This window comes from Streptomyces nogalater (assembly GCF_039532885.1).
Taxonomy (GTDB): domain Bacteria; phylum Actinomycetota; class Actinomycetes; order Streptomycetales; family Streptomycetaceae; genus Streptomyces; species Streptomyces nogalater.
In genome coordinates this window covers 199,438-223,431 of the sequence record NZ_BAAASM010000054.1, presented here as the reverse complement: position 1 = coordinate 223,431, position 23,994 = coordinate 199,438, and the positions used below count along the sequence as shown (strand labels likewise).

The following is a 23,994-nucleotide window of genomic DNA, read 5'->3' as shown; positions in this document are numbered from 1 at the left end:
GACACACAGATGAGCCTTCTCAGCGAGCGGCCCGTCCCGGCGCGGCTGCCGGTCACCGCGCTCGGCCCGCACTTCGGCGCCGAGATCCACGGCATCGACCTCGCTCGCCTCGACGACGACGAAGTCCTGGCGCTGCGCGAGGCCTTGGTGGCGTACAAGGTGCTCTTCGTGCGCGGCCAGCACGGCCTGGACGACGCGGCGCAGATCGAGTTCGGCCGCCGGCTGGGCGAGGTCACCGCCGGGCATCCGGTCCACGACTCCGGTGACGTGGCCCCCGAGGTGTACTCGCTGGACAGCCAGGACAACGGGTTCGCGGACGTCTGGCACACGGACGTGACGTTCGTACGGCGTCCGCCGGCGATCTCCGTCCTGCGGGCCGTGGTGCTGCCGCCCAACGGCGGCGACACCAACTGGGCCGACAGCCAGTTGGCCTACGAGTCGCTCTCGCCGGGCCTGCGGGACTTCGTCGACACGCTGACCGCCGTCCACGACGGAACCCGCGAGTTCGGGTACTACCTCGCCCAGCGCCGGGGCGGCCGGGGCAACGTGTGGGAGGGCGAGGTGTTCACCGCGCTGACGCCGGTGGAGCATCCGGTGGTGCGCGTCCACCCGGAGAGCGGACGCAAGGGACTGTTCGTGAACCCCGGCTTCACCTCGCACATCGTGGGTGTCTCGGAGCACGAGAGCCGGGGCATCCTCGACATCCTCTACGCCCATCTCACCAAGCCCGAGCACGTCGTACGGCATCGCTGGCAGCCGGGCGACGTCGCCCTGTGGGACAACCGCAGCACGGCCCACTACGCCAACCGGGACTACGGCGACCGGCACCGTGTCATGCACCGCATCACGCTGCGCGGTGACACACCGGCCGGACCGGCGGCCGTGCGCCGCTGACGGTGGGTGCGGGAGGCCCGGCCGCGGCCTCCCGCACTTACGTCCGTCCAGCGGGCGGACGAGCGTTGCACGCCGATGTCGTTTGTGAAGTCCTCGTTGCACGGTGCGGATCGCGCTGCCACCGGGTGGCGGTGCGTGCTTATCTCGTCGCATCCCAGCGCCGCTCTCCCGCACGAGGAGCACCACCATGAGCAGCCAGCCCGTCGACTCCGTCACCGCCGGTCACACCCCCGAGGAGCCGTCCGCCGCTCCCGGCACCTCGGCCTGGTCCTTCGAGACCAAGCAGGTCCATGCCGGTGCCGTGCCCGACCCGGCCACCGGCGCCCGCGCCACGCCGATCTACCAGACCACGTCGTTCGCGTTCCGCGACACCCGGCACGCCGCCGACCTGTTCTCGCTCGCCGAGCCCGGCAACATCTACACCCGGATCCACAACCCCACCCAGGACGTCTTCGAGCAGCGGATCGCCGCCCTGGAGGGCGGTGCGGCGGCCGTGGCACTGTCCTCCGGGCAGGCGGCGGAGACCCTGGCCCTGCTCACCCTGGCGAGCGCCGGCGACCACATCGTCTCCAGCAGCTCCCTGTACGGCGGCACCTACAACCTGTTCCGCCACACGCTGCCCCGGTTCGGCATCGAGGTGTCCTTCGTGGACGACCCGGACGACGCGGAGGCGTGGCGGGCGGCGATCCGGCCGAACACCAAGGCGCTGTTCGCGGAGTCGCTGGGCAACCCGCGCGGCAACGTGCTCGACGTGCGGGCGGTGGCCGACGTGGCGCACGCGGCGGGGGTTCCGCTCATCGTGGACAACACGGTGCCGACCCCGTACCTGCTGCGGCCGCTCGAACACGGCGCGGACATCGTGGTGCACTCGGCCACGAAGTTCCTCGGCGGCCACGGCACCACCATCGCGGGCGTGGTCGTGGACGGCGGTACGTTCGACTTCGGCGCGCACGCCGACAGGTTCCCGGACTTCACCGAGCCGGACCCGAGCTACCACGGCCTGCGGTACTGGCCCGCGCTCGGCCCCGGCGCCTACGCGGTCAAGCTGCGGGTGCAGTTGCTGCGCGACCTCGGCCCGGCGCTGTCCCCGCACTCCGCGTTCCTGCTGTTGCAGGGCGTGGAGACGCTGAGCCTGCGGATCGAACGGCACACGGCCAACGCCCAGGCGCTCGCCGAATGGCTGGAGCGGCGCGACGAGGTCGCCGCCGTGCACTACCCGGGGCTGCCGTCGAGCAGGTGGTACGAGGCCGGGCGGAAGTATCTGCCGCGCGGTGCCGGTGCCATCGTCTCCTTCGAGTTGCGCGGCGGCACCGAGGCGGGCCGGCGGTTCGTGGACGGCGTGGAGTTGTTCAGCCACCTGGCCAACATCGGTGACGTACGCAGCCTGATCATCCATCCGGCGTCCACCACGCACAGCCAGCTGGACGAGGCCCAGCTGGCGGCGACCGGCACCGCGCCGGGCCTGGTCCGTCTGTCGGTGGGCATCGAGTCCCTCGCCGACCTCACGGCGGACCTGGAGGCCGGTTTCCGCGCGGCCAAGGGCGCGTAGGTGCCCGCCGTCGCCGCTGCCGAGGTGCCCCTGCCGCCGGCCACCGGGGCCTGGCGGGAGGGGGACCCGCCCGGCCGGCGCCGGTGGTACGACGCCGAGAAGCCGCTGCCGTTGGAGTCGGGCGGCGAACTCCCCGGCGTGCGGCTAGCGTTCGAGACCTGGGGGACGCTCGCGGCGGACCGTTCCAATGCCGTCCTGGTCCTGCACGCGCTCACCGGGGACAGTCACGCCGCCGGCCCGGCCGGTCCCGGGCACCCGTCGCCCGGCTGGTGGGACGCCCTGATCGGTCCGGGGCGGGCGCTGGACACCGACCGCTGGTTCGTGGTCGCGCCGAACGTGCTCGGCGGCTGCCAGGGCAGCACGGGGCCTGCCTCCTCGCGTCCCGGCGGCGGGAGACCGTGGGGCGGCGCGTTCCCGTTCCTGACCCCGCGCGACCAGGTGGCCGCGGAGGCCGGGCTCGCGGACGCGCTGGGCATCGAGCGGTGGGCGCTGGTCGTCGGGGGTTCGATGGGTGGGATGCGGGCCGTGGAGTGGGCGGTGTCGTACCCGGCGCGGACGGGCCGGCTGCTGCTCCTCGCGACGACGGCGGCGGCGAGCGCGGAACAGATAGCGTGGGCGGACATCCAGGTGCGGGCCATCCGCACGGACCCGCACTGGCAGGGCGGCGACTACCACGACACCGGCCGCGGGCCGCACGCGGGGCTGGGGCTGGCCCGCCGGCTGGCCCATGTCACCTACCGCAGCGAGCCCGAACTCCAGGTCCGCTTCGGCCGTCTGCCGCAGGGCACGGAGGACCCGTGGAGCGGCGGGCGCTACCAGGTGCAGTCCTATCTCGACCATCACGCGGCCAAGCTGGTACGCCGTTTCGACGCGGCGAGTTATGTCGTGCTGACCGAGGCGATGAACGCCCATGACGTGGGCCGGGGAAGGGGCGGTGCCCGGGGTGCCCTCCGGCGGGTGACCGCGCCCACCCTGGTCGCCGGGGTGGACTCCGACCGCCTCTACCCGCCGGCCCAGCAGACGGAACTGGCCGCGCTGATCCCGGGCGCCGACCGGCTCAGGGTGGTGGAATCGCCGTACGGACACGACGGGTTCCTGATCGAGACCGATCAGGTGGCGGCGCTCGTCGGCGAACTGCTGTCCTGAGACCGGCGGGTTCCCGGCGGTCCGCTCACTCGGGCGGGCCGCCGGGGATGGCGAGTTCGCGGCCCCGGTAGAAACCTTCCCGCTCCTCCACGACGTACGGAGCCATGGCGGCACGCCGCTGCCCCTCGGGCTCGGAGGCCCGCCAGGAGTCGCAGGCCTCCTCGGAGTCCCAGAACGACACTCCGGTGATCTCCTGTCCGTCTCCGGACCAGTACGCGAAGGCACGGCGCATTCCCCGCGGCTGGGCCGCGGGCCGCCATGCCCGTTCGAAGTCCTCCAGGGTGCCCGGCTGGATGCGGCGGGTCGTCACCCAGACGAAGTGCTCCTCCATCGCGTTCTCCTCCGCTATGGCCGTCCGGCTCGTCGGCGCCACTGCGACCACGGTAGGTCCCCGGCGCGGAATGCGCCTGGTGTGACCCTCGTCTCCCTCGATCGGGCGGTTCGCGGCATATGGGAGGGCTTTCATTACATCCACGTCACTACGGAAACATTCCCGCAAACTAACGTTGATCAACCCATCAACCTTGCAATCGCAGGCGTTGCAGGCATTTTGATCTTCCGATCTAATGTCCGGTGTCCGGAGCGGCCACCCCGCTCCGGTGTCATCCAGGGCGCTCCCCCACACCCGGGACGCCCGAGGCGAGTCGGGAGTGCGGCAGCATGGCAGCGGTATCGGTGGCACAGGTGTTCCGGCGTGATCGAGTCGGAATCGTCTCGCTCGCCGTCGTCGGGTTCTTCGCGCTCCTCGCCGTCGCCGCGCCCCTGATCACCGCCCTCTACGGCAAGAACCCCACCGAGCACTACGGGCAGAACGGGACCGGCCTGCTGAGCCCGGAGGGCCTGCCGATGCTGCCCAACGGCGGCATCTCCGCCGAGCACTGGTTCGGCATCGAGCCCGGTCTCGGCCGTGACGTGCTCGCCCAGCTCCTCTACGGCATCCGCACCTCCCTGCTGATCGCCTTCGCCTCGACCGCCGTCGTCGCCGTCGCCGGCGTGGTCTTCGGCGTGGCCGTCGGCTATCTCGGCGGCCTTCTCGACCGGGCGTTCACCTTCGTCTGCGACGTCCTGCTCGCCTTCCCGGCCCTGCTGCTCCTGCTCACCCTGGGCCCGGTCGTCCAGACCCGCTTCGTGGGGCCGGACGAGAGCGAACCCGCCTGGATGCAGTTCACCGTCCTCATCCTCGTCTTCTCCGCCTTCGGCTGGGTGCCGCTCGCGATGGTGCTGCGCACCGTCGTACGGTCCCTGCGCGAGCGGGAGTTCGTCGAGGCGGCCCGGGCGCTCGGCGCGAGCCGGCGGCACATCGTCTTCCGGGAACTGCTGCCCAACGTCTGGGCGCCGGTGCTGGTGCACATCACCCTCGCCGTGCCGGCGATCGTCACCACCGAGGCCGCGCTGTCCTTCCTGGGCGTCGGCATCAACGAGCCCATCCCCGACTGGGGCCGCATGATCTCCCGGGGCGCGGAAGTCTTCTACGACGACCCCACCTACATGGTCTTCCCCGGCGCCTCGCTCCTCGTCTTCGTCCTCGCCTTCAACCTCCTCGGCGACGCCGTGCGGGACGCGCTCGACCCGCACACCGTCCGCTGAGCCCCCGCGCCTTCGCTCACCTTCCCCAGCAATACCCGCACCACGCAACGGAGTTCGTCATGCCCGGATTCACCCCGCGCGCCGCAGCCGTCCCGGCTCTCGCCACCGTCGCCGCCCTGCTGCTGTGCTCCTGCTCCGCGGGGGCGGGCACGGACACGGGCGAGAACAGCACCGCCGCCAAGAGCGGCCGGCGGCTCACCGCCACTCTCGGCACCGCCGAGGACAGCCAGGGCCCCGCCCCGAAGATCCCCGGCGCCCGCGAGGGCGGCACCCTCACCATCGCCAACCCGGTCGACTACACCCACCTCGACCCGCAGAAGATCTATGCCGGCGAGGCCTACAGCACCTCGCTGCTGTGGGGCAGGCAGCTGACGCAGTATCAGATCGTCGACGGCAGGCCCAGACTGGTCGGTGACCTCGCCACCGACACCGGCACCTCCTCCGACGGCGGCCGGACCTGGACGTACCGGCTGAAGGACGGTATCGCCTGGGAGGACGGCAAACCCGTCACCGCGCAGCAGGTCAAGTACGGCATCGAGCGCACCTTCGCCCCCGGCTTCGAGGCCGGCCCCACCTACTGGCCCGAGTGGCTCACCGGCTCCAGGGACCGCACCGAGGCGGTGAAGAAGTACGGCGGTCCCCAGCAGGACGGCGACCTCAAGGCCATCGAGACGCCCGACGACAAGACCATCGTCTTCCACTTCCCCGAGCCGCAGTCCGACGTGCCGTACATGGCCGCCCAGTCCTCGTCCTCGCCGGTCCGGCCGGACAAGGACACGGGCACCGGCTACGACGTGAGGCCCTTCGCCACCGGGCCGTACCGGATCGTCGAGCACAAGCAGAACAAGAGCCTCACCCTGGAGCGCAATCCGCACTGGAAGCCGGCCACCGACCCGATCCGGCACGCCTACCCGAACCGCATCGAGTTCGCCTTCGGCAAGGCCGCCCTCAACACCGCCCAGGAGGTGTTCAACGGCCAGGGCTCGGGCCCGACCACCGTGACCACCAAGAGCACCCTGCCGCCGGAGCTGATCTCCACGGTCGAACGCGACCCCGTCAAGCGGACGTTGGCCGTCTCCGGCAGCCAGGGCGCCTACACCTCGGATCTGTACATCAAGAACGACAGGGTCACCGACCCCGAGGTCCGCAAGGCCATCCACTACGTCTTCCCCCGCCAACAGGCCCGCCAGGTCCTCGGCGGCCAGTACGCCGGCGACTTCGCGACCACCCTGTCGTCACCGGCCGTCGTGGGCTGGAAGAAGTACGACCCCTACCCCGTCGCGCCCACCGGGGACATCGCCAAGGCCAGGGAACACCTGGCCAAGGCGGAGACGAAGGTCACCAAGCTGACGTACGCGTACCCCGTCTACAGCCCGCAGGACGACCAGGTCGCACAGGTCCTCGCCGACGCCTTCGCCAAGATCGGCATCGAGCTGGTGGTCAAGGGCCTTCAGCCGGCCGCGTTCAACGCCCGGGTGTTCCGCAACGACGCCCCGTACGACCTGTGGCTGTCCACCAACTCCGTGGACTGGCCCACTCCCTCGACCCTGCTCCCCGACAGCTTCGAGAGCCACCTCGACCCGCTGTCCAACTCCATCCGCTACGCCAACCCGCGGGTGGACGCGGAGCTGGCCCGCATCGCGAAGATCGGTGACGCGCGGAAGAAGGCCGCGGAACTCATCGACCTGGAGCAGACCGTCATGAAGGACGTTCCCGTGGTGCCCTTCCTCTACACCAGCGTCACCCAGTTCCGCGGCAAGGACGTCGGCGGCGCCGCCATCCACCCGATCTACGGCGCCACGGCCGCGGTCGACCTGTACCTCAAGAACGCCTGATCCCCGCGACCATGACCCGATACCTCGTCACGAGGGCCGCGCAGGCCGTGGCGGTGCTCCTCGCGATCACCGCCCTGGCCTTCGCGCTCTTCTACGCCGCCCCCTCCGATCCGGCGCTGATCGCCTGCGGCCCCAAGTGCGACACCGCGCAGGTCGACGCGGTCCGCGCGAGCATGGGGCTCGACCAGCCGCTCCTGTCCCAGTTCCTCGACTACGTCGGCGGCCTCGTGACCGGCCGCATCATCGCGGACGTCGACGGCACCCCGATCCCCTGCCCCGCCCCCTGCCTCGGCTACTCCTACACCCTCCACCAGCCCGTGCTCGCCGCCATCACCGACCGCCTGCCGGTGACCGTCTCCCTGGCGGCCGGCGCCCTCACGGTGATCGTCGTCCTCGGCGTCGGCTCGGGCCTGGCGGCGGCACTGCGCCGGGGCCGGGCGACGGACCGTCTGCTGTCCGGCTTCGGCCTGCTGGGCGCGAGCGTCCAGATCTACTTCCTCGGCTACGTGCTCCAGCTCCTGCTCGTCTACTCCACGGGCCTGTTCCCGCTGCCGCGCTACGTCCCCTTCGCCGCCCACCCCGCCCAGTGGGCCCTCGGTCTGCTCCTGCCGTGGCTGGTCCTCGGCTTCGTCAACGCGGCCGTCTTCGCCCGCCTCACCCGCTCACAGATGCTGGAGACCATGCACCACGGGTATGTGCGCACGGCCCGTGCGAAGGGTCTGGGCACCCTGCGCGCCCATCTGAAGTACACCGCCCGCGGAGCGGCCGGCCCGCTGGTGCAGCTGCTCGGCCTGGAGGTCGGGGCGCTGCTCGGCGGCGCCTTCATCACGGAGACCGTGTTCGGGCTCGGCGGCGTCGGCAAACTGGCCGTCGACGCGGTGAACGGCAACGACCTGCCCACGGTCGTCGGCACCGTGCTTCTGGCCGCGTTCTTCGTCGTCGTGTCCGTGGCCGTGGCCGATGTGGTGGTGGCCTGGCTGGATCCCCGAGTGAGGCTCGCATGACCAGACGATCCGCTTTGCGCGTACGCGACTTGACGGTCACCTTCGGCACGGCGCGCGGCCCGGTGCCGGCGGTCCGGGACATCTCCTTCGACGTGGCACCGGGAGAGGTGCTGGGACTCGTCGGGGAGTCCGGCTCGGGCAAGTCGACCATCGGTCTGGCCGCCCTGGGCCTCCACGATCCGGCGCGCACCCGCGTCGAGGGCAGCATCCGCCTGGGCGGCGACGGACCGGAGTTGGTCGGTGCCCCGGAACCGGCCCTGAAGCGGGTCCGGGGCGCCAGGGTCGCGATGGTCTTCCAGGACGCGCTGGACGCGCTGTCGCCGTACCACACCATCGGCGCTCAGATCGCCGAGGCCTACCGCGTCCACCATCCCAAGGCGGGCCGCAAGCCGGCGCTCCAGCGGGCGGCGGCGATGCTGGAGCGGGTGGGCATCCCGGCCGCCCGGGCCTCGGACCACCCCCACCACCTCTCCGGCGGCATGCGCCAACGGGTGGTCATCGCCATGGCGTTGGTCAACGACCCGGACGTGCTGATCGCCGACGAGCCGACCACGGCACTCGACGCCAGGGTCCAGCGTCAGGTCCTCGACCTGATCCGCGACCTCCAGGCGGAGACCGGTACGGCCATGGTCCTCATCACCCACGACGTGGGCGTGGTGGCGGCGACATGCCACCGCACGCTGGTGCTGCGCGACGGCGAGGCCCTGGAGGAGGGGCCCACGACGCGCCTGCTGACCTCCGCCGCCCATCCCTACACCCGGGCCCTGGTCCAGGCGGCCCCCACCCTGCGCACCCCGCCCGGCAGCCGTCTGCCCACGGTCGGGGATCCGGAACCGAAGCCCGTTGCGCGGTCCCGGCCGCGTACGGACACCGCCCCCGGTGTGCTGGCCGAAGTGCGCGACCTCCGCGTGGACTACCCGGGCCGGCGCCGTTCCCGCCCGCACACCGCGGTCGACGGCGTGAGCCTGCACGTGGGCCGCGGCGAGACCCTGGGCCTGGTCGGCGAGTCCGGCTCGGGCAAGTCCACGATCGCCAGGGTCCTGGCCGGGCTGCGCCGCCCGACGAGCGGGGAGGTGCGCTTCGACGGCCGGGACATCTCCGGGGCGGCGACGAACGCGCGGCTGCGCCGCGAGCTGAGCGGGGACGTCCAGCTGGTCTTCCAGGACCCGTACGCGTCGCTGAATCCGCGTCACACGGTGGAGCAGATCGTCGCGGCACCGCTGCGCGTCCACACGGACCTGGACGCGGCGGGGCGCCGGGACAGGGCGGCAAAACTCCTTGAGCGGGTGGGTCTGTCCGCGTCGCATCTGCCCCGGCACCCGCACGAGTTCTCGGGCGGTCAGCGCCAGCGCATCGGGATCGCCCGCGCGCTGGCCGTCCGGCCACGTCTGGTCATCGCCGACGAACCGGTCTCCGCGCTGGACGTCTCCGTCCAGGCGCAGGTCCTCAACCTCCTGATGGACCTGCGCGAGGAACTGGGTCTGTCGCTGCTCTTCATCTCCCACGACCTCGCGGTGGTACGGCACTTCTGCGACCGGATCGCGGTGCTGAAGGACGGCGGGCTGGTGGAAGTGGGGCCCCGGGACACGGTGTTCGACACACCGAGCGCGCCCTATACGAAGGAACTGCTGGCCGCGGTCCTGTGACCGGACGACGCCCTGGCCGTCGTCCTGCCCCGGCCCGCGACCGGCGCACCCGGTACCGGCACGCTCCCCCGGCCCCGCCGGAGGACCCGGCTCGCCTCCTTGTGCGGGCAACCGCCCATGACGCCTCACGCGCCCTGGTGCACGCTCTGTCGGCCGTCTTCCGCGGCATATGACACTGCAAGCCGTCGTCCGGTGACACCGACGGCAGAACCCGCGGAAAGGAAACCCCCCATGCACCGTGTCACTTCACTCGCCATCGCCTCCCTCGCCGTCGCGGCGACCCTCGGTACGGCTCCCGCCGCGTCCGCCTCCACCCCGGCCCCGGCCGGGACGAGCGCCGCCGCGGCCTTCCGCTGCGACCCGGGACGCTTCTGCATCTACAGCGGCTGGGACGGCGGCGGTACCCGCTGCCAGTGGGCGTCGGAGAGGGTCGCCAACACCGCCGACCTGTGTTCCTTCATCCGCAACGGCCGGAACGTGCTGTCCGTGTGGAACGGCACCGGCCACCGCGTGCAGTACTACACGCAGACCAACTTCAACGCACGCGTCGGATCGACCGCGGCCGGCCACGGAGGAAACCTGATGGGCACCTACCAGATCCGGTCCTTCCAGAAGCAGTAGGCGCCCGCGGACGTGTGGGGCCCGGGCGGGCGGTCCGCCGTCCGCCCGCCCGGGAGCCGTACGCGACGCCGAGCGCCGTGGTCCGGCTGCTTCAGTCCGTCGTCCGGCTATGTCAGTCCGCCGTCCAGCGCGGTCATCAGCCGGCCGTCCGGTGTGTCGCCGGACATCTCCCAGACGAAAGCGCCCAGCAGTCCCTTGGACTTGATCCAGGCCGTCTTCTTCCCGATCGACCAGGTGTCGTCGAACGACCACCACTGGCCGCCCGGACCGGTGTAGCCGTAGGCCGAGACGGACTGCTCGTCGTGGCGTACGGTCATGGCGGGGAAGCTGGTGATCAGGTTGTGGTAGCCGCGCACCCCGGCCTCGGTGTCGAACTGACCGGGTGCCGCGCCGCCCGCGGCCTGCCACTCACCGGCGGTACCGCCGTCGGTCACGCCCTGCCAGCCCCGCCCGTAGAACGGGAAGCCCACCGTCAGCTTGCGGGGGTTGACCCCGGCGTCGAGATAGGCCTTGACCGCGTCCTCGACGCTGAAGTGGAAGGGGTAGGGGTCCTGGGCGTCGGCGTACAGGTTGGAGGCGTGGCCGGTGCGCCCCGGCTCCCAGGAGTTGTCGCTGCCGGCGCCGTGGAAGTCGTATCCCTGGACGTTGGCGTAGTCGAGCGAGTCGAAGATCCGGGTCAGGTCCCAGCCGGCGGAGATCTTCGCGGGGTCGGCCGGGGTGAACGCGGTCAGCAGCCGGTGCTCGCCGCCGAGCGCGTCGAGCTGCTTGCGGAACTCGGCGAGCAGCGCGGTCAGGTTGGCCTTGTCCTGGGCGCCGTAGTGGTTGCCGGGATGTCCTTCGGAGCCGGGCCACTCCCAGTCGATGTCGATGCCGTCGAAGATCCCGGCGGCCGTGCCCGGGCCGCCCGCGCCGTTGTAGACGGGCAGATCGCCCTTGATCCACACGTCGACGCAGGACTTGACGAACTTCTCCCGGGAGGCCTGGGTGGCGGCGGCGTCCGAGAAGAACTTCGAGTACGTCCAGCCGCCGAGCGACACCACGGCCTTCAGCTTCGGATACTTGGCCTTGAGCTTCTTCAACTGGTTGAGGTTGCCCCGGAGTTTCGCCCAGCCGTCGTCGGCGACCCCGTCCACCGACTGGGCGGCCGACATGGGGCGCGCGTAGTCGGCGTCCGCGTCGCCCGCGCCGGTGCCCTCGTCGGGGTCCTGGGGGTTGGCGGAGACGCCCTTGGTGACCCCCGCCTGGCAGGTAAGGTTCACCGGGTCCAGGTTCTCGAAGGCGTAGTTGACCACGTCCAGCTTGGCGGCGGCGCCGGAGGTGTCCAGGTTCTTCACGAAGTACTGGCGGCCGTAGATGCCCCACTGCGCGAAGTAGCCCACCTTGAGCTGCCTGCCCGGTCCGGCCACGTCGTCAGTGGTGAGGGTCAGGGCGTTCGACGCCGGTGAGGTGTTGTCGGCGGTGTCGCGGGCCCTGACGGTGAAGGTGTAGGCGGTGGCCGGGGAGAGCCCGTCGACCGTGGCCGTCGTGGTGTCCGCGCCGACGGACTTCGCCAGCATGCCGCCGCGGTACACGTCGTAGGCGGCCACCTCCACGTTGTCGGTGGACTCCTCCCACGCCAGGTCGACGCTGGAGGCCGTCTTTCCGGTGGCGCGCAGCCGGCCGGGCGCGGTCGGCGGTGCGGGGTCGGTCGCCGGGTCGACGGTCTTGACGGTCAGCGGGGCGCCGGCCGGTCCCACGTTGCCGCGCGTGTCCTTGGCGCGCACGGTGAACGTGTAACTCGTCGCCGGGGTCAGGCCGGTGACGGTGGCCGAGGTGCCGGTCGTGGTGGCCACGGTGTCGGAACCGCGGAGCACTTCGTAGGCGGCCACGGGGTGGTCGCCGCCCTGTGCGGCGGCCCAGCCGAGTGTGACCGAGCGGGCCGTGACCGCGGTCGCCTTCGGGGCACCGGGCGCGGTCGGCGGGACGTCGGGGGTGCCGTCGCACTTGTCGCCGTTGACGGTGCAGCCCGTGGGCGCGGCGATCGGCCCGTTCGCGATGAACCAGTAGCTGTACGGTTCGGTGCTGCCGCCGGCCGGGACGCCGGCGTTGTAGAAGGCGTTCCTGACGGTCACGTGTCGGCCGGAGACGGTCGCGTCGCCGTTGTAGTGGCCGGTGACCGAGACCCCGGCCGGCAGGTCGAACTCCAGGCTCCAGCCGTTGACGGCGGCCGGGCCGCTGTTGCGGACGACGTACGTTCCCTTCCACCAGGAGCCGTTGTCCTGGCTGGTGAACGTCGCCGTGAGCGTCCCCGCCGCCTGGGCGGGCGCGGCGAGGGCGGCGAGCAGCGCGAGCGGCAGGAGCAGCACGGTGCCCAGGGCGGCGGTCCACCGCCGGATCCGGGCACCGCGACGCCGGGTGTCGGGTCCGGGGTTGCCGAGGGATGCTGCGGACGGGTTTCCGCGAGAGGGTGCGAGCGGTGGTCTGCGCCGGTGGACCATGGTTCTCCCTGTGGTTGTGGGGGTGGTACAGGGGTGAGGTGAACCGTGCGTGCGCGTTGTCTGACCGAGCGCTCACAACGTAGAAGGTCTGGACCAATGCGTCAATATTTCGGCGGGCGCGGGCGGGACGCGGTGTCCGCCCGGGTCGCGGTCGGCCGGGCGGTCTCCCCGTCTCACCGCCGCTGTTGCCCTGTCGGGACCTCCGATCGCAGGAACTCCAGCGAGGACAGTTCGCTCACGGTTGTCTGCAGCTCACTGATGCGGGCCCGGCCGATCCGGACGAGTTCCTCCCCCGCGGCGGTCCACCGGTCGAGGTCGGGTGAGAGGGGCGGGATGCCGGCGAGGATGGCGGCGCTCTCCTTGAGGGTGATCCCCACGCGTTGCGCGGCGAGGGCGAGTCTGATCCGGCAGATCGCGTCGACGGTGAAGCGGCGGGCGTTGCCGCTGTTGCGGTGGGCGCTGATCACACCGTAACGCTCGTAGAAGCGCACGGCGTTGGCGGTGACTCCCGCGGCCGTGGCCACCTGCCCGACCGTCAGGGAGGCAGGGTCGGCTTCGCGGCCGGAGTGCTCGGTGGTGGTCATGAGGTAGGTCCCTGGGTCGCTGGTGTTTCCTGCCGGTCAAGTATCACGGGGGTGCGGCGTGGGGAGCGCAGACGCACGGTCAGGGCGAGCGACATCACGACGAGGGCCGCCACCTGGGTCAGCCGCTGGGAATCCACGATGGTGGCCGCGTACGAGGCTTCGGCCGGCGCGGACAGCGAGCCGCCGTCGGTCATCGTGGTGGTCAGCCCCGTGAAGAGCGCGCTGACCGCCGCTGTGCCCAGCCCGTTCGCGATCGTGCTCACCAGTGACAGGAGCGCGGAGGCCGAGGCCAGGTCGGGACCGTCGAGGTCGCGGCTGGAACTCGACATGGTCGGCATCATGACCGCGCCGGTCCCCGCCCCTTGGAAGAAGCCGAGCAGTCCGAGCAGCGGGTAGGGAGTGTCCGGCCGGAGAACGATCACCTGGACGAGGCCGGAGCCGATGGCGAGGCCCAGCCCGGTGCCGACGACCAGCCGGGGGCCGAGCCGTTCGAGGCAGCGGGCGGCGAGCTGCACACTGATTCCCATGCCGACCGTACCGGGAACCATCAACGCCGCCGTGACCGATGCGCTGTCCGACCGCAGGATCTGCACATAGGCGGGCATCAGCACCACCGTGCCGAAGTAGGGCGCCGCGTACAGGGCGAGGACCGCGGCGCCCCGGCCGAACGTCGGATTCCGTAGCAGGCCGATCCGCAACAGCGGTTCCGGGTGGGTCAGCGCCCGCACCGAGAACACCGCGACCAACCCGGCGCCGACGATGACCGTGGCGATCCGCGCCCAGGCCGGACCGTCTTGCGCGCCGATGCCGTAGGCCACCGTGACAAGGCCCGGAATCAGCAGCGCCGCTCCGCACAGGTCGAGCCGGCCGCGCCGGCCGCGTACGGTGTCGGCCGGCAGCCAGGCCAGCGTGCCGGCGGCGCCCAGCAGTGCCGACGGCACGGTGATGAGGAACAGCGGCCGCCAGGACCCGGTGTTCAGGAGCAACGCGCCGAGTACCGGGCCCAGGATCGGGCCGATCAGCATCGGCAGGCCGACGATCGCCATCATCCGGCCGCGGCGCGCGGGCGCGACCGCGCCGAACCCGATCGCCATCCCGAGCGGCGTCATCAGGCCACCGCCGAGGCCCTGTGCCGCTCGCGCGGCGATCAGCCAGCCCAGGCTGCCCGACGCCCCGGCGGCGACGGAAGCGACCGCGAAACCCACCAGCGCCCCCAGGTACACCCGGCGGGCGCCCCAGCGTGCGGCAAGTCCGGCGGCGAGCGGCATCGTCGCGACCATCGCGAGCGTGTACGCGGTGATGACCCATTGGGCAGCGGCCAACGACGTGCCGAACGCCGCCATCAGCCGGGGCAGCGCGACCGCGACGATCGTGGCGTCCAGCACCGCCATCAATCCGCCGGACGCCGGCACGATCGCGGCGCGCACTTCCGCTCTCGTCAGCCTGTCCGCCGCGCGCGCCTGCGGCCCGGCCGGCCTCTTCATTCCCGACCGGCCGGATCAGCGGCCCGGAGGGAACGCAACGCCCGCGCCCACACCTGCAGTTCGCGCATCGTCGCGTGCAGCGCCTGCCGCGCACCCGGTGGCGGAACGAAGCGGCCGTCGGCGTCGAGGTGCTCCCACGGCATCGGCAGCAGAACCGACTCCCGGACCGTGGTGGCGCGCAGTTCCGGGAAGACGGCCCGCAACTGCTCGATCGCCCTGACGCCGCCGGAACCGCCGTATCCGACGAACGCGACCGGCTTGTACGCCCATTCGGTGAAGTGCCAGTCGATCACGTTCTTCACCGGCGCCGGGAAGCTGTGGTTGTACTCCGGTGTGAGGAACACGAATGCGTCGGCGTCCGCGAGCCGGCCGGCGATCGGGGATACGGCCGCCCCGCCCGCCCGCATCTCGTGCATCGGCAGGGAGACCGAGGCTAGGTCGATCATGTCGAGGTCGAGCCGGTACGCCGCGGTGAGCTCGCGCTCCAGCCACGCGGCGAGAGGATCGGCCATTCTGGGCCTGCGTACGCTGCCGATCACCACGGCGATCCGGAGCCGGCCGTCGAGCACGTCTTCTGTCATGGCGTCGACGCTAGGCATTCGCCTATGGGTGAACTCAACACACTTGGGGTGCGGGCATCAGCGTCCGGCGACCCGGCTTCCCGTCGCGGCGCTCCATTCACGGTCGAGGATGGCGTGCACCACGGAGTCCCGCCACCCGCCGGCCTTCCGCACATGCTCCCGGATGACGCCCTCTTCGACCATGCCGACGGCCGCCATGGTGCGGGCCGATGCCTCGTTCCACGGGGACCGCGCGCCCCAGATCCGATGCAGGTTCAGGTCGTCGAAGCCGACGCCCAGCAGGAGCCGTACCATCTCGACGCCGTAGCCGGCCCCCCACGCCCGTGGGCGCAGCGCGAAGCCCAGGGTGGCCGCACTCTGCTGGTGGGGATCAAGGGCCAGCCGTCCGAAGCCGACGAGTTCGGACGTTTCCCGCTCGACGACGGCAAGCGCGTATTCCCCGCGCGGCGTCTCGACGGCCGCGGCGACGGAGCGCGCCACGATCCGGCCGACCTGCTCTCGGCTGCGCGGCTCGAAGGACAGGTGTTCCGTCGCCTCCGGGCTGCCGTAGATGGCCAGCACCGCGTCCACGTCCTCGGTGCTCAGTTCCCGAAGGGCGAGGCGGGCGCTGGAACGCGTGACCGGATACATGCCCCGACTCTACCCACCGGCTTGAGGGCCGTCCTGGTCCTGAACGACCTACTCGGTCTCCCGTTGTGCCCGTGCGGGCCGGGCGCCGGAGGAGCGGTCGCCGGCACCGGGGTCCCCGGGCGCGATGTGTGTACGCAGACGGCGGCGGGCCCTGGCCATGAGCAGCAGGGCCCGGGCGTTGGCCGGGGGCGGTCCGGTCAGGGCCTCGGTCACCGCTATCTCGACTCCGCCGCTGTACTGCGCCGACAGGTTGTAGAGGAAGGCGCCCAGTGTCACCAGGCCCGTGCCCAGGAAGACCTCCACGGTGACGACTCCCACCGCGACGGCCAGGAAGGTGCTGAAAGCGGGCAGGACATCCGGCGCCATGGCGTTCAGCATGAACCAGGAAACGCCCGCCGTGGCGACCACGAGCACCCCGAGGCCGGCCAGCAGCAGAAAACTCGTCACCATCACCGACCAGGGATCGGCCTCCGACAGGCGCAGTCGTATCGGCCGCCGGCCTGACACGGGCGCCCTACCGCCGGGCACCCGCCGACTCCAGGCACCGGAGACCGGCCCGGACCGCCGGGCATCGGCGTCCCCGGGGCGACCGGGGGGACCAGGGGAACCGGGCGGACTCGGCGGATTCGGCGGACTGGACGGGCCGGGCGTCTCCGGTGCTGCCCCGGAGGCACCGAGGGGAATGGCGGGAATGGAAGGACTGGAGGAACCAGGGGGTCGAGGGGGCCCGGTGGATCCGGCAGGGTCAGGGTGCCCCTGCGCCGCGCTCGTGCCGTCGGGGCGGCCGGGCCGCTCCGGCGGTAGGGACTCCCCGTCGGGTATCGGCCGCCCGTCGGGCTCGTCGGGCGGCGCCGCGCGCCGGCGGCCGGTCGCCCCGGTCTTCGCGGAGGGTCTGGGGCCGCCGGCCTGACCGGGTGTCATCCGCCCGCGGAAGGTGCTGCTGGGCCTGCGCTTGGCTCGGCTCATGCCTGTCTCCCTGACTGGCCTGGCAGCCCGGCCGTGCCGTCCACCGTCGAACGGGCCTTTTCGACCGCCAGGCGGCCTCTGGGGCCTGCTGGTCCGTGAATCCGACGGTATCCACACTTTTGTCCGTATGCACCCGCGGGTGGTACGCCGGAGGCATCACGGGACGGAGCCGGTCCCCCCGGTCCGTCAGCCGGTGTGGGGTACGCCGAGGTAGGGGAAGCCGGGGAGCAGATCGGTGTGGGGGCCGATGTGGTCGGTGGCGACCTTGCCCGCGGTGAGCATGGCCAGCCGGGCGGAGGTGACGTCGTCGGTGAGGGTTCGGCCGTTGGGGTAGGCGGCGGGCCTGCCGCGGTCGAGACGCAGGATGTCCGGCAGCACCGTGCACAGGGCCTGCTCGGCCGACTGCTCGTCGTAGCCGCCGAAGTGCTGGAGCACCGCGATCCAGGGGGCGCGGTAGGTGTCCCAGTCGTCGGCGGGCTCGCCCGCGTTGTAGGCGCTGAACGCGACGTCGGCCCGGTCGTCGCCGTCGGTGTCCACGTTGATGCGGTAGACCGCGTCCGGGTGGAAGGACTGACCGCCGGTCGGTGCGACCGGGTTCACGCTGTCGGCACGCCCCGATCGCGCGCATGCCGGCCGGGGCGCTCCGCTGTTCGGGTGATGCGCCGGGCGGTGCCCGGGTGGGCTCCGCCGGGGCCGGTTCCCGTAGGGGTGCGGGTCAGCGTACGACGTCGAAGACGTTCTTCTGGACGCCGTTGGCGTAGGCCTCGTGCTCGACCAGCTTCAGCTTCTGGGCGTCCTTGTCCGTGGCGCTGAACAGGCGCTTGCCCGCGCCGAGCAGGAGCGGGAAGACCAGCAGGTGGTAACGGTCGATCAGGCCGGCGTCCGCGAGGCTCCGGTTCAGGGCGGCACTGCCGTGGACGATGATCGGGCCGCCCTCGGTGGCCTTCAGCGCGGCGACCTCGTCGAGCGAGCGCAGGATCGTCGTCTCACCCCAGTGCGGCACCAGGCCGGCCTCGGTGAGGGTGGTGGACACGACGTACTTCGGCATCACCTTGTACTCCGCGAAGTCCGCCATGTCCGGCCACACCGGGCTGAACGCCTGGTAGCTGACCCGGCCCAGCAGCATCGCGGTGGCTTCCCGCTGCTCCCGGCCCTTGATCTCGAAGGCCTCGGGCAGGAACTCGACATCCTTGAAGGTCCAGCCGGAGTTCCGGTAGCCGGGCTCGCCGCCCGGGGCCTCCACCACACCGTCGAGTGAGACGAAGGCGGTGCTGATCAGTGTGCGCATCCTGGGTTCCTCGGTATCTCGTCATCGGTTGTCGCGGCCGACGACGGTGTCGGCCGCGGCACATCGTTCGTGATCTTTGACCGTGGGGCAGGCGAAAACTCATCGGCCGGTACGGCACGAGCCGCCGCCTCCGTCAACAACCGCCCTCCGGACGCGCTACCGAGGGAATTCCCGCCACCGTCGGGCCCCGTGGCGGTGCCGTGTGCCAGGCTGCCACCGCACGTGCCGCTTCACCCGTCCGGGCCCGTTTCAGTGCAGGAGGCACCGCCCTTGACCGCCGACGAAGAGCCGCTTGGCTGGGACACCACCACCGTCGCCGACGCCTATCGGGACCGCGACATGCGGCTCGCCGAGCGGCTGATCTTCCCCGCCGTGCTGCGACGGCTCGTGGGGAGCGCCGGGCCCGGCCGGCTGGCCCTGGACATCGGGTGCGGCACCGGCGCGGTCGCGGCGCGGCTCGTGACCGCCGGGGAGTGGGAGGTCCAGGGTGTCGACCCCTCGGCCGGCATGCTCGGCATCGCCCGCGCGGACCGCCCCCACCCCCGTGTCTCCTACCGGCTGTTCGACGGCCGCACCCTGGACTGGCTCGCGGACGACAGCGTCGACGCCGCCGTGTGCTGCCTGGTGTACTGCACAGATCCGGACGACGGGCGGCTGGCCGCCCTCACCGCCGAGATCCGCCGGGTGCTGCGCCCCGGTGCGCCGTATCTGCTGGCCGACCTCAACCCGGCGGCGACCGGCGTGGCCTTCTCCACGCTGCGCCACGGCGAGCCGGGCGCGGTCTACGGCGACGGCGACCCCGTGCCCACGCTGCTGCGGCTGCGCGACGGCACGATGATGCCGAGCGTCACGTACCACCGTTCCCTCGACCGGTACCGGCGCTTCCTGACCGAGGCCGGTTTCCCCTCCCCCGCCGTCGAGCTGCCCACGCTCCCCGCCGACGATCCGGGCGCCGCGGCGGTCCCGGCGGAGCTCCGGACCGCGCCGTACATGATCCTGGCGACTCAGGCGTGACCTGCCCGGGTCCCGGTGCGGGGCGCCGCGCGCCGGCGGGCGCCGTCAGGCCGATTCCCGTACGACCGGCCCCGGGTCGAACACGACCGACGTGGGCTCGGTGCGGGTGCCGTGGATGTGTTCCTCCGGCAGACGGGCGATCTCGGTGGCCGTGTCCTCCACGGGCCGGCGCGCGGTGGTCAGGTGGGGGGTGCCGGTCGACGGCGGCCGTGGAGTCGTCGAAGCCGACGACCGCGACGTCCTTTGGTACCCGCCGGCCGTGTTCCCGCAGCGCCCGGCAGGCGCCGCGGGCCATGAGGTCGTTGGCCGCGAACACCCCGTCCACGTCCGGGTGTCCGGCGAGGAGGCCGGTCATGGCCGCGAGACCGCTGTCGTAGGTGGAACCGCCCTCGGCGACGGGGACGCAGACATGGCCGTGCCGGGCGAGGGCGTCCCGGAACCCGGCCGGCCGCTCCTGGCCGGCGGGGACCGCGAGCGGACCGGAGATGGTGGCCGGTCCGCGGCAGCCCCGGGCCCTCGCTGGAGGGTCGGGGTGGCTACGGGAGGGTGTCAAGGGAGACGACCGAACGCGTCGTGGGCCGGTCACGGCGTACCGTCGGCGACGGTGGATCGCCCGTGATGGGGGCGGCCCCCTCCCCCGGGTGCACGATGTGGGGCGGCGGCCGGCTTCGGTAACGTTGGCCCTCCGTGGAAGGAGGCCCATCAATGTCACGGAGTTCGCCCCGTCTTGCCGAGGCCATGCAGGTCGAGGCCTGTCCGGTCACCGAGGTACTCGACCACGTGGCGGGCAAGTGGAGCATCGGCATCCTGATCGCCGTCGCCCACGGCCCCATCCGCTTCACCGAGATCGAACGCGCCATCGGCGGCATCAGCCGGCGCATGCTCACCCTCAACCTGCGCCGCCTGGAACGGGACGGGCTCCTCGTCCGCACGGTGTACCCGACCGTTCCGCCCAGGGTGGAGTACGACCTCACGCCCATGGCCCGCGAGCTGTACACCTCGCTGACCGGACTGGTGGACTGGGCCGAGCGCCACCGTGCCGCCATCGCCCGGGCCCGCGTCGCGTACGACGCCGCGGAGCAGCGGACGGCGGACACCGTCTGAACCGCTCCGGTGTGAGGAGCGGTCCGAGCAGCGGGTCGCCGAGCAGGCCGAACGGGGCCACGTGGTCGTCCCGGTACGGCTCCCAGTGCGGGACCGCCGCGGCCAGCACCCGCCAGGCTGCGTCCGTGTCACCCCAGCGCGCCAGCTCCCGGGCCTCCTCCACCGCGCGTCCGAAGCGGCCCGGCGAGGTGTAGGTGTACGTGCGCTGTCTGATGCGTTCCAGGACCAGCGCGGCACGCTCCCGGTCCGTGGCGTAGTCGTCGGTCACCGGGCCGAGCACGAAGACGTCGTCCCGGTACCCTTCGCGCAGGTGGTCGCGCACCTTCAGGGGCAGCACCTCGCCGGCGTAGAGCGGATCGTCCATGCGCGGGTCGACCGGTACCCAGCCCGCGCCGTCCAGCAGCGCCCTCAACTGAGCGGACAGCAGCCGGGCCCGTGGCCTGCCCAGCTCCTCCGCCTCCGTGAGGACGGCGAGCGCCGTGTCCAGCTCGCCCCGCAGACATGCCAGCCGGGCCTGCTCCACCTTGGCGTCCAGGTCGTCCGTCACGCTGTTGCCGAACCCGGGGTGCGACCCGCCCAGCCGGTAGAACTCCTGGTACATGGCCTCCATGAAGGCGCGGAACGAGACGTACCGCGCGGGGGCTTCGCCGGCCCAGCCGTGGTACACGTACACGGCCCACTCACCGTCCGGGGCCACATCGCCCGGGTCGATGAGCACGTCCGTGAGGTCGGAGTCGAGCGACAGCTGCAACGCCCGGTCCCACATGCCGGCCAGGAGTATCTCCCGCTCGGCCGGGTGCTCGCCCAGACTCCCCTCGTATATCGGCCGCAGGCCGTACGGGTCCCCGTACGGCCTTATGCCGTCCGCTCCCGCCAGCAGATAGACGAAGTCGCCGGCGTTCCGCCAACCGTCCGTCGTCTCGAGGAAGGAGCGCAGGGACGGGGGCAGCGGCGCCTGGATGCCGAGGGCGCTAACGCGCTCCTCCAGTGCCGTGATCCGGTCCGGGCCGGCCGGGGCGAACCCCAGCCAGCGGTCCCGCACGATGTCCTCGTCCAGTTCCTCGTACTCTTCCGGCTCCTGCGCGGCGAGCGCCTCCAGCCATTCCTCGCTCCACCGCTTGAGCAGCGGCCCCCACTCGTCGTTCCCCATGCGTGCCATGGTGGCACCCGCCACTGACAATGCGTGGACGCGGCGGACGCCGTCCGGCCGGACGACGCTCAGGGCCTCGTTGCGGCGTCGGCGCGCCGGGGCCGCGCGCCGCTCATGCCAGGCCGGCCAGGAGGGGCTCCAGTTCGGCGGCGGCGGCCCGGCCGTAGGTCCGGTCGACGCGGGCGGTCAGGTCCCCCGGTACGAGCTTGTACTCCTGTGTGCCGACCGATTCGAGGACGACGGCGGCGAGGGCACAGCCGAGTTCGGCCGCTCGCCGGTGGGGCAGTTCCCAGGCGAGGCCGGCCAGGAATCCGGCGCGGAAGGCGTCCCCGACGCCGGTCGGGTCGGCGATGCGTTCGGTGGGCACCGCGGGCACGTCCACCCGCTCGGTGTGCCCGGACAGCACGGTGACTCCGTCGGCGCCGCGGGTGATGATCCAGGTGCCGACCCGGTTCTGCACCTCGCGCTCGCTCCAGCCGGTGCGGTCCTGGAGCAGGGCCGCCTCGTACTCGTTGGTGAACAGCCAACGGGCGCCGTGCACCAGCCGCTTGGTCTCCTCGGTGCCGAGGCGGGCGAGCTGCTGGGAGGGGTCGGCGGCCATGTCGAGGCCGAGGTCGTGTGCCGCCGCGGTGTGCCGCAGCATCGCCTGCGGGTCGTCGGCGCCGACCAGGACGAGGTCGAGTCCGCCGACGGACCGGCGTACGGCGTCCAGGTCGATGTGCCGGGCCTCGCTCATGGCGCCCGGGTAGAAGGTGGCGATCTGGTTCTGGTCGGTGTCGGTGGTGCAGACGAAGCGCGCGGTGTGGCGTTCCCCGCTGATCCGCACGGTGGAGGTGTCCACTCCGGCCGCGCGCAGGCGCGTGTCGTAGTCGGTGAAGTCGATGCCCGCCGCGCCCACCAGTACGGGGTTCAGGCCGAGCCGGCCGAGTCCGAAGGCGATGTTGGCGGCGACCCCTCCGGTGCGTATCTCCAGGGCGTCGGCGAGGAAGGAGAGGGAGACGTGGGCGAGTTGGTCCGGGATGAGCTGGTCGGCGAAGCGGCCCGGGAAGGTCATCAGGTGGTCGGTGGCAATGGACCCCGTGACAGCGATACGCATCGGTTGCTCCTCTGGGTGGGAACTTCTCGGCCTGCAGCGTCTCCTCAGGCGTTCGCAATGTCCTTGAGCCGCTGGGCGCGGTCGGTGCGTTCCCAGGTGAACTCGGGGAGTTCACGGCCGAAGTGGCCGTAGGCGGCCGTCTTCGCGTAGACCGGGCGCAGCAGGTCGAGGTCCCGGATGATCGCGGCCGGGCGCAGGTCGAAGACCTCGGTGATCGCCTTCTCGATCTTCTCCTGGGCCACCGTGGCGGTGCCGAAGGTCTCGACGAACAGGCCGACCGGGGCCGCCTTGCCGATGGCGTAGGCAACTTGGACCTCACAGCGTTCCGCCAGACCGGCGGCGACGACGTTCTTGGCGACCCAGCGCATCGCGTAGGCGGCGGAGCGGTCGACCTTGGAGGGGTCCTTGCCGGAGAAGGCGCCGCCGCCGTGGCGGGCGTAGCCGCCGTAGGTGTCGATGATGATCTTTCGGCCGGTCAGGCCCGCGTCGCCCATGGGGCCGCCGACCTCGAACCGGCCGGTCGGGTTCACCAGCAGGCGGTAGCCGTCGGTCTCCAGCTTGATGCCGTCGTCGGCGAGCCGCCCCAGCGCGTGCTCGACGACGTGTGCGCGGACGTCGGGGGTGAGCAGGGTCTCCAGGTCGATGTCGGCGGCGTGCTGGGTGGAGACGACCACGGTGTCCAGGCGGACCGGCTTGGAGCCCTGGTACTCGATGGTCACCTGGGTCTTGCCGTCGGGGCGCAGGTAGGGCACGGTGCCGCTCTTGCGGACGTCCGTCAGCCGCCGGGCGAGCCGGTGGGCCAGCTCGATGGGGAGCGGCATGAGGTTGGGTGTCTCGTTCGTGGCGTAGCCGAACATGATGCCCTGGTCGCCGGCGCCTTGGCGGTCGAGTTCGTCGTCGTCGCCCTCGACCCGTGCCTCGTAGGCGGTGTCGACGCCCTGGGCGATGTCGGGCGACTGGGCGCCGATGGACACGGAGACGCCGCAGGAGGTGCCGTCGAAGCCCTTGGCCGAGGAGTCGTAGCCGATGTCGAGGATCTTCTGGCGCACCAGTTGGGCGATGGGCGCGTAGGCTCCCGTCGTCACCTCGCCGGCGACATGCACCTGACCGGTGGTGATCAGGGTCTCGACGGCGACCCGGGAGGCGGGGTCCTCGCGCAGCAGCGCGTCCAGGATCGTGTCACTGATCTGGTCCGCGATCTTGTCCGGGTGGCCCTCGGTCACCGATTCGGAAGTGAACAGACGACGGGACATGACTCTCCAGAGGACTGGGGGTTGAGGGGTGCCACGACGCCTATGACAGTAGGCACCACGTCGTACGGAGAGAACGTGAAGTACC

General features: G+C 71.9%; 21 protein-coding genes and 1 pseudogene. 10 read left to right on the top strand and 12 right to left on the bottom strand.

Annotation, left to right across the window (positions count from 1 at the left end):
* Positions 1-9: 9 nt before the first annotated feature.
* The 3 genes from ABD350_RS30350 (at position 10) to metX (ending at position 3,589) form a co-directional block, all read left to right on the top strand.
* Entirely contained in the window at positions 10-894 is an 885-nt protein-coding gene (locus tag ABD350_RS30350) for a TauD/TfdA dioxygenase family protein (RefSeq protein WP_344352040.1), read from the top strand.
* Positions 895-1,081: 187 nt separating this feature from the next.
* Complete coding sequence (locus tag ABD350_RS30345; protein WP_344352039.1) at positions 1,082-2,443, top strand: bifunctional o-acetylhomoserine/o-acetylserine sulfhydrylase; 1,362 nt, start codon at positions 1,082-1,084, stop codon at positions 2,441-2,443.
* Positions 2,444-3,589 (top strand): homoserine O-acetyltransferase MetX, encoded by a 1,146-nt coding sequence (metX, locus tag ABD350_RS30340; RefSeq protein ID WP_344352038.1) that lies wholly within the window; start codon positions 2,444-2,446, stop codon positions 3,587-3,589.
* A gap of 25 nt (positions 3,590-3,614) precedes the next feature.
* Here the strand turns inward: metX and ABD350_RS30335 are convergent, their stop codons facing one another.
* A complete protein-coding gene (locus ABD350_RS30335; protein WP_344352036.1) occupies positions 3,615-3,962 on the bottom strand; it encodes a hypothetical protein in 348 nt (115 codons plus the stop codon).
* 287 nt (positions 3,963-4,249) lie between these two features.
* Between ABD350_RS30335 and ABD350_RS30330 the strand changes: the two genes are divergently transcribed.
* From ABD350_RS30330 to ABD350_RS30310, 5 genes are all read left to right on the top strand, one after another.
* On the top strand, positions 4,250-5,176 hold the full coding sequence (locus ABD350_RS30330; protein WP_344352034.1) for an ABC transporter permease: 927 nt from the start codon (positions 4,250-4,252) through the stop codon (positions 5,174-5,176).
* 59 nt (positions 5,177-5,235) lie between these two features.
* Positions 5,236-7,011, top strand: a complete 1,776-nt coding sequence (locus ABD350_RS30325; RefSeq protein ID WP_344352032.1) for an ABC transporter substrate-binding protein — start codon at positions 5,236-5,238, stop codon at positions 7,009-7,011.
* 11 nt (positions 7,012-7,022) lie between these two features.
* Positions 7,023-8,015, top strand: a complete 993-nt coding sequence (locus tag ABD350_RS30320) for an ABC transporter permease (protein ID WP_344352030.1) — start codon at positions 7,023-7,025, stop codon at positions 8,013-8,015.
* Complete coding sequence (locus ABD350_RS30315; RefSeq protein ID WP_344352028.1) at positions 8,012-9,661, top strand: dipeptide ABC transporter ATP-binding protein; 1,650 nt, start codon at positions 8,012-8,014, stop codon at positions 9,659-9,661. Before ABD350_RS30320 ends, ABD350_RS30315 begins: the two co-directional genes overlap by 4 nt.
* Before the next feature lie 231 nt (positions 9,662-9,892).
* Positions 9,893-10,282: a peptidase inhibitor family I36 protein gene (locus ABD350_RS30310; RefSeq protein ID WP_344352027.1), complete on the top strand. Its 390-nt coding sequence runs from the start codon at positions 9,893-9,895 to the stop codon at positions 10,280-10,282.
* Between the two features lie 107 nt (positions 10,283-10,389).
* Here ABD350_RS30310 and ABD350_RS30305 read toward each other — a convergent pair whose 3' ends face one another.
* From ABD350_RS30305 to ABD350_RS30270, 8 genes are all read right to left on the bottom strand, one after another.
* Entirely contained in the window at positions 10,390-12,759 is a 2,370-nt protein-coding gene (locus ABD350_RS30305; RefSeq protein WP_382466641.1) for a glycosyl hydrolase family 18 protein, read from the bottom strand.
* A gap of 173 nt (positions 12,760-12,932) precedes the next feature.
* Positions 12,933-13,343: a MerR family transcriptional regulator gene (locus ABD350_RS30300; protein WP_344352025.1), complete on the bottom strand. Its 411-nt coding sequence runs from the start codon at positions 13,341-13,343 to the stop codon at positions 12,933-12,935.
* Positions 13,340-14,770 (bottom strand): DHA2 family efflux MFS transporter permease subunit, encoded by a 1,431-nt coding sequence (locus tag ABD350_RS30295; protein ID WP_344352024.1) that lies wholly within the window; start codon positions 14,768-14,770, stop codon positions 13,340-13,342. Before ABD350_RS30295 ends, ABD350_RS30300 begins: the two co-directional genes overlap by 4 nt.
* A 53-nt stretch (positions 14,771-14,823) precedes the next feature.
* Positions 14,824-15,408: an NADPH-dependent FMN reductase gene (locus ABD350_RS30290; RefSeq protein ID WP_344352022.1), complete on the bottom strand. Its 585-nt coding sequence runs from the start codon at positions 15,406-15,408 to the stop codon at positions 14,824-14,826.
* Between the two features lie 57 nt (positions 15,409-15,465).
* Positions 15,466-16,038, bottom strand: coding sequence for a GNAT family N-acetyltransferase (locus ABD350_RS30285; protein WP_344352021.1), 573 nt, complete (start codon positions 16,036-16,038; stop codon positions 15,466-15,468).
* A gap of 48 nt (positions 16,039-16,086) precedes the next feature.
* Complete coding sequence (locus ABD350_RS30280) at positions 16,087-16,545, bottom strand: DUF3566 domain-containing protein (protein ID WP_344352019.1); 459 nt, start codon at positions 16,543-16,545, stop codon at positions 16,087-16,089.
* A 645-nt stretch (positions 16,546-17,190) separates the two neighbouring features.
* Positions 17,191-17,604 (bottom strand): hypothetical protein, encoded by a 414-nt coding sequence (locus ABD350_RS30275; protein ID WP_344352017.1) that lies wholly within the window; start codon positions 17,602-17,604, stop codon positions 17,191-17,193.
* A 115-nt stretch (positions 17,605-17,719) separates the two neighbouring features.
* Entirely contained in the window at positions 17,720-18,292 is a 573-nt protein-coding gene (locus ABD350_RS30270) for a dihydrofolate reductase family protein (protein WP_344352015.1), read from the bottom strand.
* 270 nt (positions 18,293-18,562) lie between these two features.
* Here ABD350_RS30270 and ABD350_RS30265 point away from each other — a divergent pair, with 270 nt between their 5' ends.
* Entirely contained in the window at positions 18,563-19,306 is a 744-nt protein-coding gene (locus tag ABD350_RS30265) for a class I SAM-dependent methyltransferase (RefSeq protein WP_344352013.1), read from the top strand.
* A gap of 45 nt (positions 19,307-19,351) precedes the next feature.
* On the opposite strand, the pseudogene ABD350_RS30260 reads toward ABD350_RS30265, so the two are convergent.
* Positions 19,352-19,820, bottom strand: a pseudogene (locus ABD350_RS30260) (LacI family DNA-binding transcriptional regulator); the annotation flags it as partial.
* A gap of 191 nt (positions 19,821-20,011) precedes the next feature.
* Between ABD350_RS30260 and ABD350_RS30255 the strand changes: the two are divergent.
* Positions 20,012-20,410, top strand: coding sequence for a winged helix-turn-helix transcriptional regulator (locus ABD350_RS30255; protein WP_344352011.1), 399 nt, complete (start codon positions 20,012-20,014; stop codon positions 20,408-20,410).
* 1,262 nt (positions 20,411-21,672) lie between these two features.
* Here ABD350_RS30255 and ABD350_RS30250 read toward each other — a convergent pair.
* Entirely contained in the window at positions 21,673-22,656 is a 984-nt protein-coding gene (locus tag ABD350_RS30250) for a carbohydrate kinase family protein (protein WP_344352009.1), read from the bottom strand.
* A gap of 44 nt (positions 22,657-22,700) precedes the next feature.
* Positions 22,701-23,909 carry a methionine adenosyltransferase gene (metK, locus tag ABD350_RS30245; RefSeq protein ID WP_344352007.1) on the bottom strand — a complete coding sequence of 403 codons (1,209 nt, stop codon included), beginning with the start codon at positions 23,907-23,909 and terminating at the stop codon, positions 22,701-22,703.
* Positions 23,910-23,994: the final 85 nt, after the last annotated feature.

Bases quoted from the DNA above. Each gene is read 5' to 3' on its own strand.
- ABD350_RS30270 (WP_344352015.1), bottom strand. From the start codon at position 18,292: ATGCGCACACTGATCAGCACCGCCTTCGTCTCACTCGACGGTGTGGTG.
- ABD350_RS30310 (WP_344352027.1), top strand. From the start codon at position 9,893: ATGCACCGTGTCACTTCACTCGCCATCGCCTCCCTCGCCGTCGCGGCG.
- ABD350_RS30300 (WP_344352025.1), bottom strand. From the start codon at position 13,343: ATGACCACCACCGAGCACTCCGGCCGCGAAGCCGACCCTGCCTCCCTG.
- ABD350_RS30325 (WP_344352032.1), top strand. From the start codon at position 5,236: ATGCCCGGATTCACCCCGCGCGCCGCAGCCGTCCCGGCTCTCGCCACC.
- metK (WP_344352007.1), bottom strand. From the start codon at position 23,909: ATGTCCCGTCGTCTGTTCACTTCCGAATCGGTGACCGAGGGCCACCCG.
- ABD350_RS30285 (WP_344352021.1), bottom strand. From the start codon at position 16,038: ATGTATCCGGTCACGCGTTCCAGCGCCCGCCTCGCCCTTCGGGAACTG.
- ABD350_RS30350 (WP_344352040.1), top strand. From the start codon at position 10: ATGAGCCTTCTCAGCGAGCGGCCCGTCCCGGCGCGGCTGCCGGTCACC.
- ABD350_RS30315 (WP_344352028.1), top strand. From the start codon at position 8,012: ATGACCAGACGATCCGCTTTGCGCGTACGCGACTTGACGGTCACCTTC.
- ABD350_RS30345 (WP_344352039.1), top strand. From the start codon at position 1,082: ATGAGCAGCCAGCCCGTCGACTCCGTCACCGCCGGTCACACCCCCGAG.
- ABD350_RS30330 (WP_344352034.1), top strand. From the start codon at position 4,250: ATGGCAGCGGTATCGGTGGCACAGGTGTTCCGGCGTGATCGAGTCGGA.
- ABD350_RS30290 (WP_344352022.1), bottom strand. From the start codon at position 15,408: ATGACAGAAGACGTGCTCGACGGCCGGCTCCGGATCGCCGTGGTGATC.
- ABD350_RS30255 (WP_344352011.1), top strand. From the start codon at position 20,012: ATGTCACGGAGTTCGCCCCGTCTTGCCGAGGCCATGCAGGTCGAGGCC.
- ABD350_RS30250 (WP_344352009.1), bottom strand. From the start codon at position 22,656: ATGCGTATCGCTGTCACGGGGTCCATTGCCACCGACCACCTGATGACC.
- ABD350_RS30320 (WP_344352030.1), top strand. From the start codon at position 7,023: ATGACCCGATACCTCGTCACGAGGGCCGCGCAGGCCGTGGCGGTGCTC.
- ABD350_RS30305 (WP_382466641.1), bottom strand. From the start codon at position 12,759: ATGGTCCACCGGCGCAGACCACCGCTCGCACCCTCTCGCGGAAACCCG.